This window comes from Gemmatimonadota bacterium (genome assembly GCA_026387915.1).
Lineage (GTDB): Bacteria > Gemmatimonadota > Gemmatimonadetes > Gemmatimonadales > Gemmatimonadaceae > Fen-1231.
In genome coordinates, this window is sequence record JAPLKS010000016.1 from 16,145 (window position 1) to 33,467 (window position 17,323).

Here is a 17,323-nt window from a genome sequence, read left to right on the forward strand (position 1 = left end):
ACGTGCGCTGCTACGTTCGCGTGAAGAGCATAGCACGCAGATGCGCCGTCGAACAGGAGCGATCAAGCTAGGTCGACCAAGCCGACACCACTACGGCGGATATCCTGAAAGCAGGTTGGTGAATCCCTGACGCGCGCACTCAACAGACTTGGACACACCTCGGACGCCGCGTCACCATCGGTACATCCCGTTCTTGTTTCCCCTTTTCGCGGCTCGCTCCTAAAGGACGGAGTGACAAAATGTCCCAGTCGCCGGGAGCGGTCGCTACCTTACACCGATGGCCCTGACCTCCACGATGTACACCTTCGATGTCGCGCTCAGCCACGTCGATCGCAACGTTTACGAATCGCTTGCCATAAAGGCGGCGTGCCACCCCTCGGAGACCGAGGAGTACTTCGCTACGCGCATCCTCGCCTATTGCCTCGAGTACGCCGAAGGCATCGCGTTCTCGAAAGGGATTAGCGACGCAGACGAGCCCGCGATTACTGTGCGCGATCTCACCGGTGCTATTCAGGCGTGGATCGAAATCGGTTCGCCCGACGCCTCGCGTGTGCACAAGGCGAGCAAAGCCGCGCCGCGCGTAGCGATCTATACGCACAAGGAACCGCGCCTCTTGCTGCGCGCCTATGAAGGGCAGCGCATTCACAAAGCCGAGGACGTGGAACTCTACGCAGTGGATCGACCGCTACTCGATGAGATTGTACAGCGCCTCGACCGGCGCGTGAAGTTTGCACTGACGGTCACCGAGGGGCAGCTCTTTCTCGACTTTGGCGGCGACAGCGTGAGCGGCGCCGTGGTGCGGCATCCGATCGTGTGACGTTTGCGATTGGCCCGCGATCTGCCTACGAATAACACTTCAATACAAAGCGCCCCGCGGAGTCATCCGCGGGGCGCTTTGTGTGTGTCGAGTAAAACTTACCGGCAGCGCGGCATTGTTGGGTCATTGCCGCTGATTGCCAGTCGATCTTTTCGGTTGGCAATTGCCGTCATCACGTCGTGAATAAATCGGCCGAGTCGTGCGCCGTGCTCGTAGTCAATGTACTGCGGCTCGTCGGTGGGCATGTGATAGTCCTGCGCGTAGCCAAGCGAGAAGTACGTGACCGGTACGTCCTTGAGCACATAGTTCACCTGATCGCTGCGGCAGAACCGGTTCATCGGATTGGCCGACACGTCCCACGACTTGTCGAGCGCCATCACTTCGGTGCGGTTGGCATTGACGCTGTCAATCACGTCACCGAACTCGCGGCTCAGGCGGCGTGCCCCGAGCATCTGCACAGAGGCAGGGCCGCCGAACTTCACCTGTTCGGCGCGTCCTTTGCCCACCATGTCCATGTTGTGCGCGGCGACGATGTTCTTGAGCGGGATGGTCGGGTGATTGGCGAACCACGCGGAGCCGAGCAGTCCGGACTCTTCGCCCTGGTGTGAAATGAAGATGATGGAACGGGCTGGTTTTTCCTTGGCGAACTTCTCGGCGATCTCCAGCAAGACCACCGTGCCAGAGCCGTCGTCGTCGGCACCATTCATGACGCTGTCACGGCGTGGCGCGCGAATGCTGCGCGCGCGGGCAATGAGCGAGTCAATGCGATGTTGTTGCTCAACCGTCGGTCGGCAGACGGGGTCGTTGGTCCCCTGGCGGCGCGTGACGGTGTTGACCGCGCGCAGCGAATCGTGGTCCACAATATTTGCCGTGGTTCCGACGTGATCGTTGTGTGCGCCCACGAGCACATATTCGGCGGCGCGCGCCGGATCGGAGCCTGGGAGCATCGCAATCACATTGCGCGCGGGAGTGGTGGACATGGTCCAGGTCTGCGCGAAGTTGGCGCTGAGTGCCGCACCCGCATCACCTACGGCGAGCTGCGTAGCCGGCTTACCAAAAATCTTGGCGGCCGCGGCGCGCGAGATCGTCGCGCCGCCGATGCCGGTGGTGTTGATGGTGGCCGGTTGCATAGCGCCGCGCATCGCGAAAGCCGCGCTGATGGTGGCGGCGGTGAGATCGTCGAGCCCAATCACGAGCACGCCCACGGCGCCAGCGGCGAGCGCACGGCCATCCCGCGCTCCGCCACCGAAGCCTCCGGCGCGACCTCCACCGGCGGCAGGAGCCGCGCCCGCTCCACCGGAACGTGCGGCGGCGGCTGCCGCATCAGCGGCAATGATGATGGCTGCCGCACCGAAGCGGTCGGGCAGCGAATCACAGCGCGTGAGCGGCGCTGCAGGACGCGGCGCGGCGGCTGGTGCGGCGAGGAACACGGCCACCTTGCCGCGGAACATCGCCGGATCGAGCGCAACCGTGGTGTCGCCCCACTTACCAGCGAACACGGCGGCGGCGTTGGTGTAGTCTGCCTTTGCACCAATGCCGTTGTTCGGCGCGGGTGCCATCGGAATCCAGTCGGTTGTTTTTGCGAGCGGTGTGCCGCCCACCGAGAGCTTTGCCCCCGTGCTGTCAAAGCCAAAGGGACCGAACGGCATGTTCTGGAAATAGCCGCCGTCTTCTCCGGCGGGCTTCAGTCCAAGCCGCTTGAACTCCGCAGCGATGTATGCGGTGCCTCGGAAGTTTGTCAGCTCGCCAATGCGTCGGCCGAGCATCGAGTCGTCGGCAAAGCCGTAGAGTCGGGTGCGAAGGTCGTTGGCGGTGATTTCCGTGACGGTCGGTCGCGGCGCCCATTTATACGGGCCTTCGTCGGGCCACACGGGTTTGACGCTGGCGGTCCACTCACCGGCCGACTTGGGCGCGGAGGGCTTGGTCGCGGCCGGCTTGGTCTGGGCCGACAGGGTGCCCGCCGCGAGAATGGCGACAGCGGAAAAACGAACGAACGAGGGGATGCGCAGCACGGGAATCTCGGGTGGGAGCTCTGGTGCGTATTCCGGGCTCCGATAGTGAGCCCGGGACTGCTCAATAATACTACGCCTCTTATGAGACGGGCGTTCAAAATCAGCGGGGTCGCGGATCGGGACGCGGAGCGCCACATTCAACCTTTCCGACATCCAACAAGGAAGACGGCGTGAACAATATGAGCCAGCTGGTCCGTGGTCTGGTCGCCCTGTCGCTCGCCAGCGCGGCGACCCTTGGAGCACAAGCTCCTGCCGCGCGCGACACCATCATCACCGCCCCCACATGGGCACCGCGAACACCACTCCTGTCCGAAGCCGCCAGCGCCAAAATCAAGAAGTTCAGCTTTATCGCATACGGCGACACGCGCGGGCGCTTTGACGGCACCGCCCTCCAGGTAGAGCACGGCAAAGTCGTGGAATCCATGCTCGGCACCATCAAGCAGGTGGCCGGCACGGGCGATGCCATTCGGTTTGTGGTGCAGAGTGGTGACGCCGTGGTCAACGGCGCGCTCGCCACGCAGTTGAATGTGAGCTACATCCCGCTCATCAATCGGCTCACGCAAGAAGGCAACGTTCCCTACTTCCTTACGGTCGGCAATCACGACGCGGCGCCGAGTCAGCTTGCCACGCGACGGCCGGACGGCTTGCACAATTATTTTGCGGCGAACGCCAACCTCATTCCACCCAACAGCTCGACGCGCCGGCTCGCGGGCTATTCGGCGTATGCCTTTGGCTTTGGTAACACCTTCTTCGTGGCGTTTGATTCGAACATTCCCGAAGACAGCGTGCAGTTCGACTGGGTGCGCAAGCAGCTCGAAGGGTTGAACCGCAAGCGGTATGTGAACATCGCGGTGTTCTACCATCATCCCGCGTTTTCGTCTGGGCCGCACGGCGGGCCCGTGATCGAAAAGCAGGCAGCCACCATTCGTGAAAAATGGATGCCGCTCTTTCGGCGTCATCACGTGAAGCTCTTACTGACCGGACACGAACATCTGTTTGAGCACTGGGTGGAGCGTTACTCCGACGCCAGCGGCACGCACCGCATGGATCAGATTGTGAGCGGCGGTGGCGGGGCTCCGCTGTACAAGTACGCGGGCGAGCCGGACCTCACGAGCTATCTCGCGGCTTACGCTTCCGAAAAAGTGTCGCTCGAGCATCTCGTGCGTCCTGCGGCCGACACCACCGGCAATCCGTACCACTACGTGGTGGTGCACGTTGACGGCGAACGTATTTCTATGGAAGTCGTTGGTGTGGACTGGGGGCGCGGGTATGCGCCGTATAAATCCAGCGCGGTCACGCTCGACGACCCGCGACCGTAGCCACTCGCAGTCGTCGTGTAGTGTAGTCGACGCGACCCAAAACGTCACGCCAATCGGCCGTCACGCGAAACGGCCGTCACGCCCCGCTCTCACAGGAGCTCCTGTATGTCGAAGGTCACGCGCAAGGATTTTCTTGGACTCGGTGCGTTACTTGCCGGAGCTATCGGCCTCCCGAAACTCGCCGGCGCGCGACCATCGGGAACGGTGCCGGCGCTTCCGGGGATGGCGCAGAAGGGCGGTGGCATCGACGCCGACATCATTGTCGTCAACGGTCGTGTGCTCACGAGCGACGCGGCACGCCCGTGCGCAGAGGCGTTCGCCATTCGCGACGGGCGCTTTTTGGCTGTCGGCTCCAACGCCGACATCCGTAACTTGGCGTCGTCGCGCACCAAGATTATCGACGCGGCCCGCATGACCGTCACGCCGGGGTTCATTGACGCGCACAATCATCCGAGCGGCGTCAACGAACTCTACGAAGTGAACGGCAATCTCCGCTCTATCGCCGAGTTGAAGGCAGCTATCACGAAGAAAGCCGCCACGACTCCGCCTGGCATGTGGGTGAACGCCTACATGTTCGACGACACCAAACTTTCGGAGAATCGGCCGTTGCATCGGCGCGATCTCGACGAGGCCGCGCCCAATCATCTGGTGAGTGTGAACCACCGCGGCGGCCACACGAGCTGGTACAACTCCAAGGCCTTTGAGCTCGCCAAGATTACCAAGGACACGCCGGACCCCGCCGACGGCAGATTCTTTCGCGACGCCGACGGCACGCCCAACGGACGCGTGGCCGAACTTGCGCGCCGCGTGTTTGATCGTGTGGGCGAGCGTCAGCGTTTTACCCCCGAGCAGCAGCGTGAGCGCTCCCGAAAAGGGATGGCGCACATGTCGGAGCTCTACACGGCATCTGGCCTGACGACGGTGCACGACCTCAGTGCCACGCAGCCCAACATCCGCGCATACGAAGAAATTCGCGCCGAAGGAAATCTCCGACACCGCGTGTACATGATGATTCGCGGCGGCGCTTTTCCGTTGCTGCGCGACGCCGGCGTCTACACGGGCTTCGGTGACGAATGGGTGCGCGTGGGCGGCGTGAAGTTTGCGGCCGATGGGTCTGCGAGCGAACGCACCATGCGCATGAGCACACCATACGTGGGCACCGATGACTACGGCATTCTCACCATGACGCAGCAGGAGATCTACGACGCGGTAGACGATGCGCACAGTCACGGCTGGCAGGTGGGGATTCACGCCAACGGCGACGTGACCATCGACATGGTGCTCAAGGCCTACGAGCGCGCCCTCGCCAAGTGGCCGCATCCCGGTCGGCGGCATCGCCTCGAGCATTGCTCGCTCGTCAATCCCTCACTCATCGAACGCATTAAGAAGACCGGTTCCATTCCCACGCCGTTCTGGACCTACATCTATTATCACGGCGAAAAGTGGGCGGAGTATGGCGACGAGAAGATGCGCTGGATGTTTGCGCACAAGTCATTCCTCGACGCTGGCATCAAGGTGCCAGGCGCTAGCGACTACGGCCCAGGGCCCTTTGAACCGTTGATGGCGTTGCAGTCGCTCACCACGCGCCGCGATTACCGCGGCCACGAGTGGGGCGCCAATCAGAAGGTGACGATGGACGAAGCGTTGCGCATTGCCACCATCAACGGCGCACACGCGAGCTTTGAGGAAAACATCAAGGGCTCGATCACGGCCGGCAAGCTCGCGGACTTTGTGCTGCTCGAGAAAGATCCGCACGACGTGGACTCGAACGCCATCAAGGACATCAAGGTGATGCGAACGGTGGTGGGTGGGCGGACGGTGTATCCGAAATCGGAAGGGTAGGCGAGCGGCAAAATGATGGCTTGTGTGGGGTGGTACTGGGTACTATACTTCTTATGGCACCGCCCCACGCCCGATGGATTGAGTTTGTGTATTCAGATTTCTACGAACGTTTCGTCAAAGGCTCACTCTCCGATGAGGTCGAGCGAGCCTTCGAGCAGACGATTGCAGCGAATCCGCTCGCGGGGCGAGTCATTCCGCGCGGCGGTGGAGTACGCAAAGTGCGGGTGGCGCTGCAAGGTACCGGAAAACGAGGCGGCGCCCGCTTCATCTACTTCTTGCGACTGCGAAGCGACCGAGTCTATGTCCTGGCCGCCTTTGCCAAGAACACGCAACGCGATCTCACCCCCTCGCAACTGCGCGTGATCCGCGACCTACTTTCTACCGTGGAGTGATACGCGTGGCAAAACGGCGCCGTCCGACAGTAGCAGAGCCAACAGTTGGAGACATCGTCATCGAAGGGCTCAAGCAGATGGTGGCCCTTGAGCAGGGAAAGCCGTACGGTGAATACCGTATCCATGCGGTGGCGCTGACCGCCGCTGATAGCAAAATCGCTGAAGCGCCGGAATACTCGTACCAGCGCATCGCGAAACTCCGTGCCCGTATGAAGCTCTCCCAACCGCTCTTTGCCCAAGCGCTCAATGTGAGTCCGGAGACTGTGCGCGCGTGGGAGCAGGGGAAGCGGCATCCAGATGGAGCCGCACTGCGCCTGTTGCAAGTGACGGAGCAACAGCCTGAGTTGCTGCTCTCAATGGTGAAAGAGCGAACGGTGCGTCCGTACAAAGCGCGCAAAACAAAACGCTAAGCCTTGCCGAACCGCACGCACGCGTCACCGGTGTTCGTGCCGGAATTGTGAGCCCGAAGCTCGGCGGCGCTATCGGTGCCTCAGTACCCCCGCCCCCGATCCACCGCCCAACTCGGCAACCGCCCCTGCTCAAGCGCCTCCACACACTCGAGAAATCCGCTCCCCGCGCCCTCGACAGTCGTTACCCCCGAGATGTGCGGCGAAATCATCACACGCGCATCATCCCACAGCGGTGAATCACTGGGGAGCGGCTCCACCGCAAACACATCGAGTGCCGCCCCACGCAACCATCCCTTGTCGAGCGCTTCTTGCAACGCGCCTTCGTCAAGCGTCGAGCCACGTCCGGCGTTGAGTAACACCGCACCGTGACAGCGCGACAGCACCTCGCGTGAGAATATTCCGCGCGCGGCGGGCGTGTCAGGCACCACCAACACAATCCACTGCACATCGCCAACGACGTTGACCAGTTCGCTCACGGGATATACCGAGCCAAACTCCGCGACCGGCGCGCCCGACCTCGACACGCCATTCACCTCGCAGCCGAGCGCGGTCAACGCACGCGCCACCGCCCGTCCCACATCCCCGGTGCCCACGACGAGCGCCTTGGTGCCCGCGACCGCCACCCGCTCGCGCGGGGCCCACTGATGCGCTCGCTGCGAGTCCGCCAGCGCCAACAACTGCTGCCGAAACGCAAACACCCGTGCCACCGCCCACTCCGCGATCGCGGGGCCAAATGATTCCGGCGTGCGCGTCAGCAGCAACGACCGATCCAGCTCCACCGGCGAGAGCCATGAATCCACCCCGGCGCCGGTGCAGTGCACCCATCGCACGTTGCCCATGGTCGCAGCGGAGGGCGGCCGTTTGAACCCGATGTAAGTGTCAGCCCACGCGAGGTCGTCAGCGGTAATGTCGGTGTGCGGAGCACCGCGAAACTCCAAGGCCGGACGCCGCTCGCGAATGTAGGCGGCGATAGCCGCGTGCGTGCCAGCACCAATCACGATGCGGCGCGGTGAATACGGCAGCGAAAACACACGCATCAAACCCCCAGAGGAACACGGGCTTCAGCATCCCGGTCACGAAAGCGACCCTCAGCATTCCAAGATCGTCGACGGCACCACCCCTCGGCAATGGAACAGGAGCGTTGTCCCGAGGGGCGCGTGCACACCACTACGGGTCATAAGATGAGTTCGTTCAACGAGTTATGGCCGTAGCTCGTACCGTTTCCGTACGGACCCGCATTTGCCGCCAAGCGTCCCGCTCTGCAATTTCGAAGATTGGTGCTCGCCTTCCCGATAGCCCTGATGGAGTCTGCAATGCGATTCGCGTTTCGTGCCGCCTTGGGCGGATTTCTTTGTGTCGTAGCGGCCAGTGCGCTGCCCGCTCAACATCGTGCCCTGACCACCGCCGATTACGATCGTGCGGTGAAGATGCTCGGTCCGTCTGTGACGCCGCTCGTGGTTGGGGGGACGGTGAACGCCACCTGGCTTCCCGATAATCGCTTCTGGTATGTGAACACCACCGCCGCCGGACGCGAGCAGGTGATGGTGGACCCCGCCAAGAAAGTGCGCGTGGTTTGTGATGCGCTACGCACGAACTGCCCAGGTGTGCCCGAGATGCCCGCCGGCGGTGGACGCGGCGGCGCAGGTGGACGCGCCGGTGGTGGTGGCGGACGCGGCGGCGCTGGTAACGCGGTCACCTCGCCCGACGGCAAGCGTGCGGCGTTCATTAAGAACTACAATCTCTGGGTGCGCGAGGTGGCGACGGGCACTGAAACGCAGCTGACCACCGATGGCGTCAAAGACTTTGGCTACGCCACTGACAACGCCGGCTGGGCCATGAGTGATCGCGCGATTGTGCTCTGGTCGCCCGACTCCAAGAAGATTGCCACCAACCAGCAGGACGAGCGCCACGTGGGCGAGATGTACCTGGTGGAGACCAAGGTCGGTCACCCCGTGCTCAAGCAGTGGAAGTATCCGCTCCCAGGCGACAGCGTCATTCAGATGATTCACCACGTGGTGATTGATGTGGACTCCAAGACGGTGGTGCGCCTCAAGGCACCGGCCGACCCGCATCGCGGCACCATTGGCGACAACATCACCATGGCCGATTACAACTGGAGCCCCGACGGCTCGCAGTTGGCCTTTGCCTCCACGACGCGCGACCACAAGTCCGCGGTGCTCAAACTGGCCGATGCAAAGTCCGGCGAAGTACGCACGCTCTTCGAAGAAACCGTGCCGACGCATTTTGAATCGCGCACCGGCTGGCGTGTGCTCTGGGAGAGCAAGGAAGTCATCTGGTATTCGCAGCGTGACGACTGGGGTCAGCTCTACCTCTACGACCTCACCAGCGGCAAACCCAAGAACAAAATCACGAGCGGCGAAGGGCCGGTAGAGGCCATCACCAAAATTGATGAAAAGGCGCGCACCATCTGGTATCAGGCCATGGGCCGCGAGAAGGGGCAGGATCCCTATCTGCGCCACTTCTACAGGATTGGACTCGACGGCAAAGGCCCGCAGCTCTCGCTCACGCCCGATGACGGCGATCACACGATGCAAATGTCGAGTGACGGCAAGTGGATTGTCGATACCTATTCGAAAGTCGACGCCGCACCGGTGACCGTGCTGCGCGATGGCACGGGCAAGCTCGTGATGCCGCTCGAAAAAGCCGACGTCTCCAAGTTGATGGCCGCTGGCTGGAAGGCGCCGATTCCGTTCAGCGTAAAAGCCGCCGACGGCAAGACCGATATTTACGGCCAGCTCTTCCGCCCCACCAACTTCGATTCCACCAAGAAATATCCGATCATCAACAACGCGTACCCGGGGCCGCAGTCCGGGAGCGTTGGTGGCCGCAACTTTGCCGCCGCGCATGGTGACAAACAGGCGCTCGCCGAGCTCGGCTTTGTGGTCGTGTCCATTGACGGACGCGGTACGCCGGGCCGCTCCAAGGGTTTCCACGACGCCTACTACGGCGCCATGGGCCGCGACAACACTCTCCCCGATCAAGTGGCAGGGATGAAGGAGCTCGCCAAGCGCTATGCGTGGATCGACATCGACAAAGCCGCGATGTGGGGACACTCGGGCGGCGGCTTCATTACCGCCGACGCGATGTTCCGCTATCCGGACTTTTTCAAGGTCGGCATTTCAGAATCGGGCAATCACGACCAACGCAACTACGAAGATGACTGGGGCGAGCGCTATCAGGGGCTCCTGCTCGCGGGTGCCGACGGTGGCGCCGACAGCTACAACGTCGAAGCCAACCAGACGATGGCGCGGAACCTCAAGGGGCATCTGTTGCTCGCCCACGGCACCCTCGACAACAACGTGCCGCCCGACAACACGTTGCTCGTGGTGGATGCGCTCATCAAGGCCGGCAAGGACTTTGACCTGTTGATGCTACCGAATCAGGCGCACGGTTACGGCAACGCATCCAACTATATGATGCGCCGCCGCTGGGATTACTTCGTGCGCTGGTTGCTCGAGATGGATCCGCCCAAGGAATACGAAATCAAGGCGCCCTGAACAGTTGGGTCGTCTGGAAACATCGAGCCGTCCGGGAGAGAACTACGGCTTCTCTCCCGGACGGTATCGCATTTGGGCCTGCGCGACGACGTCTTTTTCGGTGTATGCCACGGTCTTGAGTTCCCCGCGGGCGAACATCGCGGCTTGATCAGCGTGCCAGCGCGATTCCGGACGCGGGCTCTCGCCATACGCGAGCACCGAGTACGCGTGCGGCACATCCGTGAACTCCACCGCGAGCACCCAACCATCGCCGCCGTTGGCGGCGAACTTGCCGTCGCTCGTCCGTTCAAACTGTAGCACACGAAAACAACCTTCGGCGCCGGTGCAGCCGCCCACGGGCACATCCACCGTGCCGCGGCGCACGCGATGCACGTCGCCCCACGCCACGTCGTAGGAGCCGTACCGACGAGCGGTTTCACTCACGGCCCAGGCAAACGATTCCGCCGCGCGCGCAGCATCCGCGAGACCATACGGTGTTTTGAGCGGATCGGCGGCCGACCACGCCTTGGCAAAGCGCAACGAATCGGGTTTGCCGTTGCCGTAGCGTTGCCACCATACCTCAAAGAGCATCGCGCCCTTGCTGCTGGCGGCGGCACTGTTGTTCCACTTCTCCAATAGCGCGAGCGCGGCGGCCACGTCGCCGGTGGGGTGCGCGGCGCGCACCGCAGTAATGAGATCGGGCTTCACGCGGTCCGCGAGTAGCATCCGATAATCGTGCTTCATGCGCACCACATCATCCAAGCTCACCTTGGTGTCGCCGCCGACAATATCGAGCGCCAACTGACTCCGTAGCGAGAACGACGGCTTCTCGAAATTCGGATACGCGTTGGTCGTATCAATGCCGCTCCGCACATTGGTGAAGTGCGGCGAGCTGTTCTCGTTGTGAACGTAGCCGCCTTTGGGGTTGAGGAACTGCGGCAGTGAATCAAAGGGCACGTAACGGGTCCACGTTTCGCGCGTCTCGCGCACGGCAACGGCCACCGTGTCGCCGCCCGAAACATGCGGCAGCGCGGGGAGCGCGGCGTTCCACACAAAAAAGATATTGCCCGCACGGTCTGCATAGGTGAAGTTCGACGTCAGCCGCCCGCGCAGCTTCATCGCTTCCTTCCACTCGGCGAGCGAGTTGGCGCGCATCATCCGCAAAAACTGCTCACCGCCGCGGTACTCGCCGTCGCCTGCGGTTTTAACCACATAGATTTTGCCGTCGGCTCGGTGAATCACTGGCCCGAGCTGCGTCCACCAACTCTCGCGCGTCTCCGAGGAGAAGGCGCGGCCATGGCGAAACACCACCGTGTTGAGTTCGCGGGTCAGCGGGAGGGAGGTGCCGTCCAGGAGATAATGGTCGGGCATCGCCGGATCAGCCTCCAGCGCGTAGATCTCGCTCAATCCCTGTGCGTTGTTGGTGGTGGACCAGCCGAGGTTTCGGTTGAAGCCACCGACTACGGCAAAGGGGCCGCCAATGCGAAAATCGCCGTAGAAGTCGAGCACGCCGGGCACGGTCATATGCGCTTCGTAGTAGCCGGCGCTCCACGCGAGGTGCGGATTGCGAAGCAAAATGGCACGCCCGCTCTTGGTGCGGCTGGGCGCAAAGGCCCAGGCGTTTGAGCCGACGTTGTCGTTGCGCAGGGCGTCGGCGTTCGTTTGCGCGGCGGCGTCGTCCGCGGAGCTTGCGTCGGTCGGCCGTTCGGTGCTGCGCGAGGGACCCGCGCCACGCGATCCGCGCGTCCCACGCGCCGAGTCGCGTGCGGTGGCTGCTTCGAGGCGAGTTACAAACGCCTGCGCGGCCGCCCACGCCGGATCGCCAATATCGAGCGCCGCCACGTCGTAGCCGCTAAAATCGACAGGGAAACCCTTGGGGTATTCGTCCGGATGCAGGCTCACATAGCGGTTGATTCCCGCCGCGAAGCCGTCGTAGATGTCGCGTGTGTACTGCTCGAGTCGCGGGTAGTTCGCCACGGCCAGCGCACGCTGATGTTGATTGACGAAGTCCGACGCCATGCTGTCGCGTCCAAACACCCGCCCCATCTCGGCGCGAGCCCGTAGCACATTGATCGCCGTACGGGGACCGTAGTCTTCGAGCTGCAGCCAAGCGAGCGCGTACCCTGCGGCTCGCACGTTTTCGGCGCGAATATGGGGCACACCATACGCGGTGCGAATGATCTCAACCTGCCGCCACAGTTCGTCCGGCTGGCGCCGAGCGGCAGTGAGGGAGAGGGCCGTGATGGCAATCAGCAGGGGGGCAATCGTGGCGAAGGCACGACGCGTGGAGCGGGCATGGAATAAACGCATGCCGAATGCTACGGCTTTTCCTTGTTCTCCGGCAACTTTTTGGCGCGAAGATCCATGCCGTCGCCCACGAAGGTGACGCTGCGGCGCTGCGGCACGAGGCGGAGTTCCACCTCGCGTCGTTCACCTGGGCTGACCACCATCGAGACGCGGTCGTTGGCAAAGTTGTGGAATGCCGGCAGGTCGCCCGTCCGAATGCGCATCACCCAGGCGCCCGGGGGCACCGTGCCGAAGTCAATGCGTCCCTTTTCGTCGCTCGACTGGTACAGCGTGTCCTTGGCGCCTTCGAGGGCCACGAGCACGTTGGGCATCACGCCGGCATCCACCAGCGTGTCGGCACGCGCATTGATGGTGCTGCCCCCCGCATCGTAGCGGCGCACGACCGCGCGAATGGCGGCACCACGCGTGACCGCCACGTTGAACTCCACCGGCTGCGTGCCGGCGTGGCGCATGTCCACTTCCGCATTGCCTATCACGAGTTCGCCCACCGTGGGGTGCGAGGCATCGAGTTCGACGCGGTGCAACGCCGGCGGGAGCCCACGAAACATCACACGGCCCTTGGCGTCGGTGAGTGCGGCGTTGCCATTCATGCGCACGAGGACGCCGGACACCGGCTCACCGGTCAGCGCGTCGCGCACCACACCGATGGCGCGACCGGCATCGCGGCTCCGCCCAGTCGGCATGTGCAACGGCATCCGATATTCGGCGAACAATCCGCTTGCGTTCGGCGTGCCGAACACGGCGGTGCGTTCAATGCGATGCGCGCGCAGGCCAATCGTCGCGCCATTATCGAAACGATAGTCGAGGCGTACGTCACCCTGACCAAACCAGACGCCTGAGCCGTCGTAATCGCCGAGCGTCGCGCGCTGCGCCGACACGGCGACGAGCAGTTCCAGCGACAACGGCAGTTTGAGTTGGATATTCGCACCAGAGCTCTGCACGCCGCTCGTGCCGCTTGACAGCGTGGCGCCGTAACTCTTGGACCCATACAGGTTGACCACGCCAGCGCTGCCGAAATCGGCGCGCAGGTTGAGCGAAAGTGCGGTGTATTCGCCGTGTCCCATGAGGAGCCGGTCTTCCGTAAGTCCACGCTCGGCGGACGTCGTCAGGTTGAGGCGCCCGAGGCTCACCGAAGTGGACGCGCGCAAACTGCGCTGATACCCGCTGACGGTCACGCTGTCGGTGCTCGCGTCGCGTCGGTCGAGCGTCGTGTATTCAAGCGTGATCACCCCGATCCAGCTGATGCTCGCCGAGGTGGTGGAGAAGCGCTGCGAGGCCGGCGCGTGCGGCAGCAACGGCGGATGCCAGTCGCGCCCGCTCGCCGACACGTTGAAGGAAAGGCGGGACAGCGGATGATATTCTACCGACGCATCGCCGACGGTCGCACCTTTCAACGGACCTGCGTACGCCGAATCGGCGCGAATTCCGCTCGCGGAGATCGACCAGCTCTCGCCGCGTGCAAACAGACGCGCACGCGTGGCCAGCCCAGCGGCGGCCCCGCTGTCGCTACGTGCGCCTTCGAGTTGCAGTGAACCAGCAAACGGCAGTCGCACATCGACGCCAGTCGTGCCCACCAGTGCCGTGCTACGATTGTTTCCGATGCGTTCCATGGCGCTGCCGAACAAGCGAATCGGCCAGGACGTGGGCATGCCGATGCGAGCGCCGTACTCCGTGGTGGACTGCGACATCCAGCGCGGGCGCTGCGCGTACGCACCCGTCTCCAGCCAACTCGTAGACAGCCCCACCTCACCGCCGAGTCCGAGCAGGCCGCTACTCGTCAATGGGGAGAAGGAGAAGACGTTGTCACCCAATTTCAGCTTCCAACGCTCGTTCTCAATGTGCAGCTTGTACTCCTCGCGCTCACCAAAACCGAACTGCGACCGGCGGTTGGTCGGAGCGGCCAAGGAGAACACCGCGGAGGTGCGGCCATCGGCCAACAGTCCGCCACCTTGAATCACCACAGGCGAGACGCCGGACGGGGCACCTGCCGCGCGTACGGCAATCTCAATCGGAACCGTGCTGTAGTTGCCGCCCACGGTCCCGCGCGGGACGAACGTTGTATGCTGCGACGCAGAAGCCGAGACCCTGCTGTCATCGCGGTCGCTCACGCGAAGTTCCACGAGATCGTCCACGGCGTTGAGCAGCCCCGGATGCGACATGCCGCGGACCTCCACAACGGCTGTGCCACCCGGCGGAAGCTGCGCGACGGAGGGCTCCGTGCGCATCCGCACACGTTGCACCGACGTGCCGTCCAGTTCATAGGTCGCGGGGAGGTTTCCGTGGTTGCGCACGAGGAACCGTGCGGCAAAGGGCATTCCCGTTGCGACCCAGCCTGGTGCGTCGAGGGGGAGCACTTCCACCGCGCGATGCTCGCGCACCGTCACGACGAGTGAGTCGGCCGCAGCCAGATCATCAATACTCGCGCGAAGCACATACCGGCCCGCGGGCGCACCACTCGGCGTCGCCACACTGAGCAACACCACGTCACGGTCGTGCGGCGCCACGTGCACTTTCACGCTGCCCGTCAGGGCGAGCCAACCGGCGGGAACCGCCAGTGACACACGAACGTGGGCCGAATCGCTCCCGTTGTTGCGGAGCGTGAAGGCTGTGGTCATCACATCGCCCGCGTCCGCACTCACGCCCTCGCGCCGCGCCACTCGGAGCGTCACGCCATCTTGGGCGCGCGCTGTTGAGGCGGCCAAGGCCGCCCACAACAACGCGTGGGCTACGGAGCGAAGGGACACGGGAATATCAGGCGAGAAAGCTAGAAGTTGATCGAGAACTGTTTCGCGAACACCGCGTCGCTGCCGGTATCGGCAAAGAGCACGGCCTTATAGCGCCCAGTCGGAAGGGTGCCGAGGTCGAAGTGCTGGCGGAGCGAGGAGCCCGGATAGAGCAGGCCGCGCGACTGTTTGGCCTTGGCGCGCAGCGCACCGTCGGCGTCGTACACTTCAATCCAGAGGATTGGCCGGTACGCACGCTCACCAGCGTTCGCCACATCCACGTCAAACATGGAGGCGTTGGACGACGTGGTGCTCACACGTTCGTTCTCGAACTGCACCGTGCGCGCCCCCTGATCGCGCACGTGCGTCGTGACCTGAATGGCATAGCGGATGATCGCACCCACGGCTACACCCGGCGCGCCAGGCTTGGCGGACTCGGCGCTCTCGTTGGGGGCGCCCTCCACCATGATGGTGCTCCAGTAGCTCCCTGTGAGGGAGTCGCGCGACGGCACAAGCACGGAATACGGCACGACGATCTGCGTGCCGGCGGGCACGACCACGCGCGTGGTCTGCGGCGTGATCCAGTTGGCATTGGAACGTTGCATCGTGCCCGGCTCGTCGAATGCCGACGTGCCATTGGCGAGGAAGCTGTAGTCGGTCTGGAAGATGCGCGCGACCTGCGGCCTCGTGGTCGAGTTGCCAATGACGATGGTGCCGGTGTAGCGATCGCCCGGAAACGCGACGCGCTCTTCGACCGTGCTACTCAGCACGGCGATCTGCGCCTGGGCGGCGCGGGGCGCCTGCACGAGGCACAGCACAGCGCCGAGGCTAAGAGAGGACAGGTGACGACTACGCATTGTGGTTTCCTTTACGGGGCGAGGGTGACCGTGTATGTCACGGTGCGGGTCTGGGAGGTCACGACGCCGGCCGCAGCGGAAGCGGTCAGCGTATAGGTGAGCGTTTTGGCCGAGGCCGTCGGACTGTTGATCGTGGTGACGATGTCACGCGTCGTTGTGTCGAGCGTCACGGCGCCCATCGAGGTGTCCCCGACGTCTACGGCGGCCAAGACAGTGAGGGTAGTACCCGTTGGCATGTTCGAGCTCAGCCGAGCGGTGAGCTTGTACGTGCTCGAGCGGTCGCGACCGCCGATGTTGTAGCTGGCGACGGAATTCGACACGGGCGTGGGGTTGCTACCGGCCACGGCGCTCTGGATGCGCAACGACGGTGAGCCCGACAGCGTGACGCTCGATTGCGCGTTCGCTACTCCCGCACCGCAGAACACCGCGGCAGCGAAGAGGGCAGGGCGTCGAAAAGACATGGCAGGGCTCCTACGGACTGGTGACGAGCGTGTACGAAATCGTTCGGGTTTGACTGGCGATGAAACTCGCCGTGAGATCAGCGGTGAGCTGGTAGGTAATCGACTTCGACGTGACCGAAGTGCCGATGCCCGTGACCAGATCCCGCGGTGTGGCGTCGAGCGTGACGGCGCCGAGGCTCGTTCCCCCGCCGAGCGCCACCGCCGTTGCCTTGAGCGTGAGCCCTGTCGGCATGGCGGAACTGAGTTGTGCGACCAACTTCTTGGTGGTGCCAGTGACGTTGATGACGGTATACGTGGTAGAGCCGTCCGTAGCTGGTAACAACGAGGTGCCTGCAACGGATGTTGTGACGCGAAGCGTTGGGGTACCACTCACGCTCATGTACTGAGCGCTGATGGCCTTCGTGGGGAGTAGCAATGTTGCCACTCCCCACGCGTGAACCATCCGAGTTGTGCAGCCCCTGCGCAGCATTGTTCCTTACACGCCGCCGGTGATGGTGTACGTCACCACGCGGGTGGTCGACGCCACCACGCCGGCCAAAGCCGTTGCGTCGAGCGTATACGTCATCGTCAGGCCGGCGGCATTGACCTTCGTGATGCCGGTGACCAGATCGGCCGCCGTGGCCGACAGCGACTTCGCGCCACCGCTCGTGCCGCCAGCCGGGGCCGCGAGGGTGACCGAGAGCGTC

The 17,323-nt window shown here is 63.4% G+C and carries 14 protein-coding genes; 6 read left to right on the top strand and 8 right to left on the bottom strand.

Annotated elements, in window-relative coordinates; all coding sequences use genetic code 11:
• The first annotated feature begins 277 nt into the window (after nt 1-277).
• Nucleotides 278-817 (top strand): YaeQ family protein, encoded by a 540-nt coding sequence (locus NTZ43_09680; protein MCX5767476.1) that lies wholly within the window; start codon nt 278-280, stop codon nt 815-817.
• Nucleotides 818-915: 98 nt separating this feature from the next.
• Here NTZ43_09680 and NTZ43_09685 read toward each other — a convergent pair whose 3' ends face one another.
• Nucleotides 916-2,829 (bottom strand): M28 family peptidase, encoded by a 1,914-nt coding sequence (locus NTZ43_09685; protein MCX5767477.1) that lies wholly within the window; start codon nt 2,827-2,829, stop codon nt 916-918.
• A 179-nt stretch (nt 2,830-3,008) separates the two neighbouring features.
• Between NTZ43_09685 and NTZ43_09690 the strand changes: the two genes are divergently transcribed.
• From NTZ43_09690 to NTZ43_09705, 4 genes are all read left to right on the top strand, one after another.
• Complete coding sequence (locus NTZ43_09690; protein MCX5767478.1) at nt 3,009-4,148, top strand: metallophosphoesterase; 1,140 nt, start codon at nt 3,009-3,011, stop codon at nt 4,146-4,148.
• Between the two features lie 105 nt (nt 4,149-4,253).
• Nucleotides 4,254-5,990: an amidohydrolase gene (locus NTZ43_09695; GenBank protein ID MCX5767479.1), complete on the top strand. Its 1,737-nt coding sequence runs from the start codon at nt 4,254-4,256 to the stop codon at nt 5,988-5,990.
• A 53-nt stretch (nt 5,991-6,043) separates the two neighbouring features.
• Nucleotides 6,044-6,382, top strand: coding sequence for a type II toxin-antitoxin system RelE/ParE family toxin (locus NTZ43_09700; protein ID MCX5767480.1), 339 nt, complete (start codon nt 6,044-6,046; stop codon nt 6,380-6,382).
• Between the two features lie 5 nt (nt 6,383-6,387).
• Entirely contained in the window at nt 6,388-6,792 is a 405-nt protein-coding gene (locus tag NTZ43_09705; protein MCX5767481.1) for a helix-turn-helix domain-containing protein, read from the top strand.
• An 80-nt stretch (nt 6,793-6,872) separates the two neighbouring features.
• Here NTZ43_09705 and NTZ43_09710 read toward each other — a convergent pair whose 3' ends face one another.
• Nucleotides 6,873-7,829, bottom strand: coding sequence for a D-2-hydroxyacid dehydrogenase (locus tag NTZ43_09710; GenBank protein ID MCX5767482.1), 957 nt, complete (start codon nt 7,827-7,829; stop codon nt 6,873-6,875).
• A gap of 276 nt (nt 7,830-8,105) precedes the next feature.
• Here NTZ43_09710 and NTZ43_09715 point away from each other — a divergent pair, with 276 nt between their 5' ends.
• Entirely contained in the window at nt 8,106-10,310 is a 2,205-nt protein-coding gene (locus NTZ43_09715; GenBank protein MCX5767483.1) for a DPP IV N-terminal domain-containing protein, read from the top strand.
• 42 nt (nt 10,311-10,352) lie between these two features.
• Here NTZ43_09715 and NTZ43_09720 read toward each other — a convergent pair whose 3' ends face one another.
• The 6 genes from NTZ43_09720 to NTZ43_09745 form a co-directional block, all read right to left on the bottom strand.
• A complete protein-coding gene (locus NTZ43_09720; GenBank protein MCX5767484.1) occupies nt 10,353-12,599 on the bottom strand; it encodes a penicillin acylase family protein in 2,247 nt (748 codons plus the stop codon).
• Between the two features lie 8 nt (nt 12,600-12,607).
• Complete coding sequence (locus tag NTZ43_09725) at nt 12,608-15,340, bottom strand: NEW3 domain-containing protein (GenBank protein ID MCX5767485.1); 2,733 nt, start codon at nt 15,338-15,340, stop codon at nt 12,608-12,610.
• A 20-nt stretch (nt 15,341-15,360) separates the two neighbouring features.
• Nucleotides 15,361-16,176, bottom strand: coding sequence for a hypothetical protein (locus NTZ43_09730; protein MCX5767486.1), 816 nt, complete (start codon nt 16,174-16,176; stop codon nt 15,361-15,363).
• Between the two features lie 11 nt (nt 16,177-16,187).
• A complete protein-coding gene (locus tag NTZ43_09735) occupies nt 16,188-16,637 on the bottom strand; it encodes a hypothetical protein (protein MCX5767487.1) in 450 nt (149 codons plus the stop codon).
• A gap of 10 nt (nt 16,638-16,647) precedes the next feature.
• Nucleotides 16,648-17,061: a hypothetical protein gene (locus tag NTZ43_09740; protein ID MCX5767488.1), complete on the bottom strand. Its 414-nt coding sequence runs from the start codon at nt 17,059-17,061 to the stop codon at nt 16,648-16,650.
• A 51-nt stretch (nt 17,062-17,112) separates the two neighbouring features.
• The coding region (locus NTZ43_09745) for a hypothetical protein (protein MCX5767489.1) at nt 17,113-17,323 on the bottom strand (211 nt) is incomplete at its 5' end.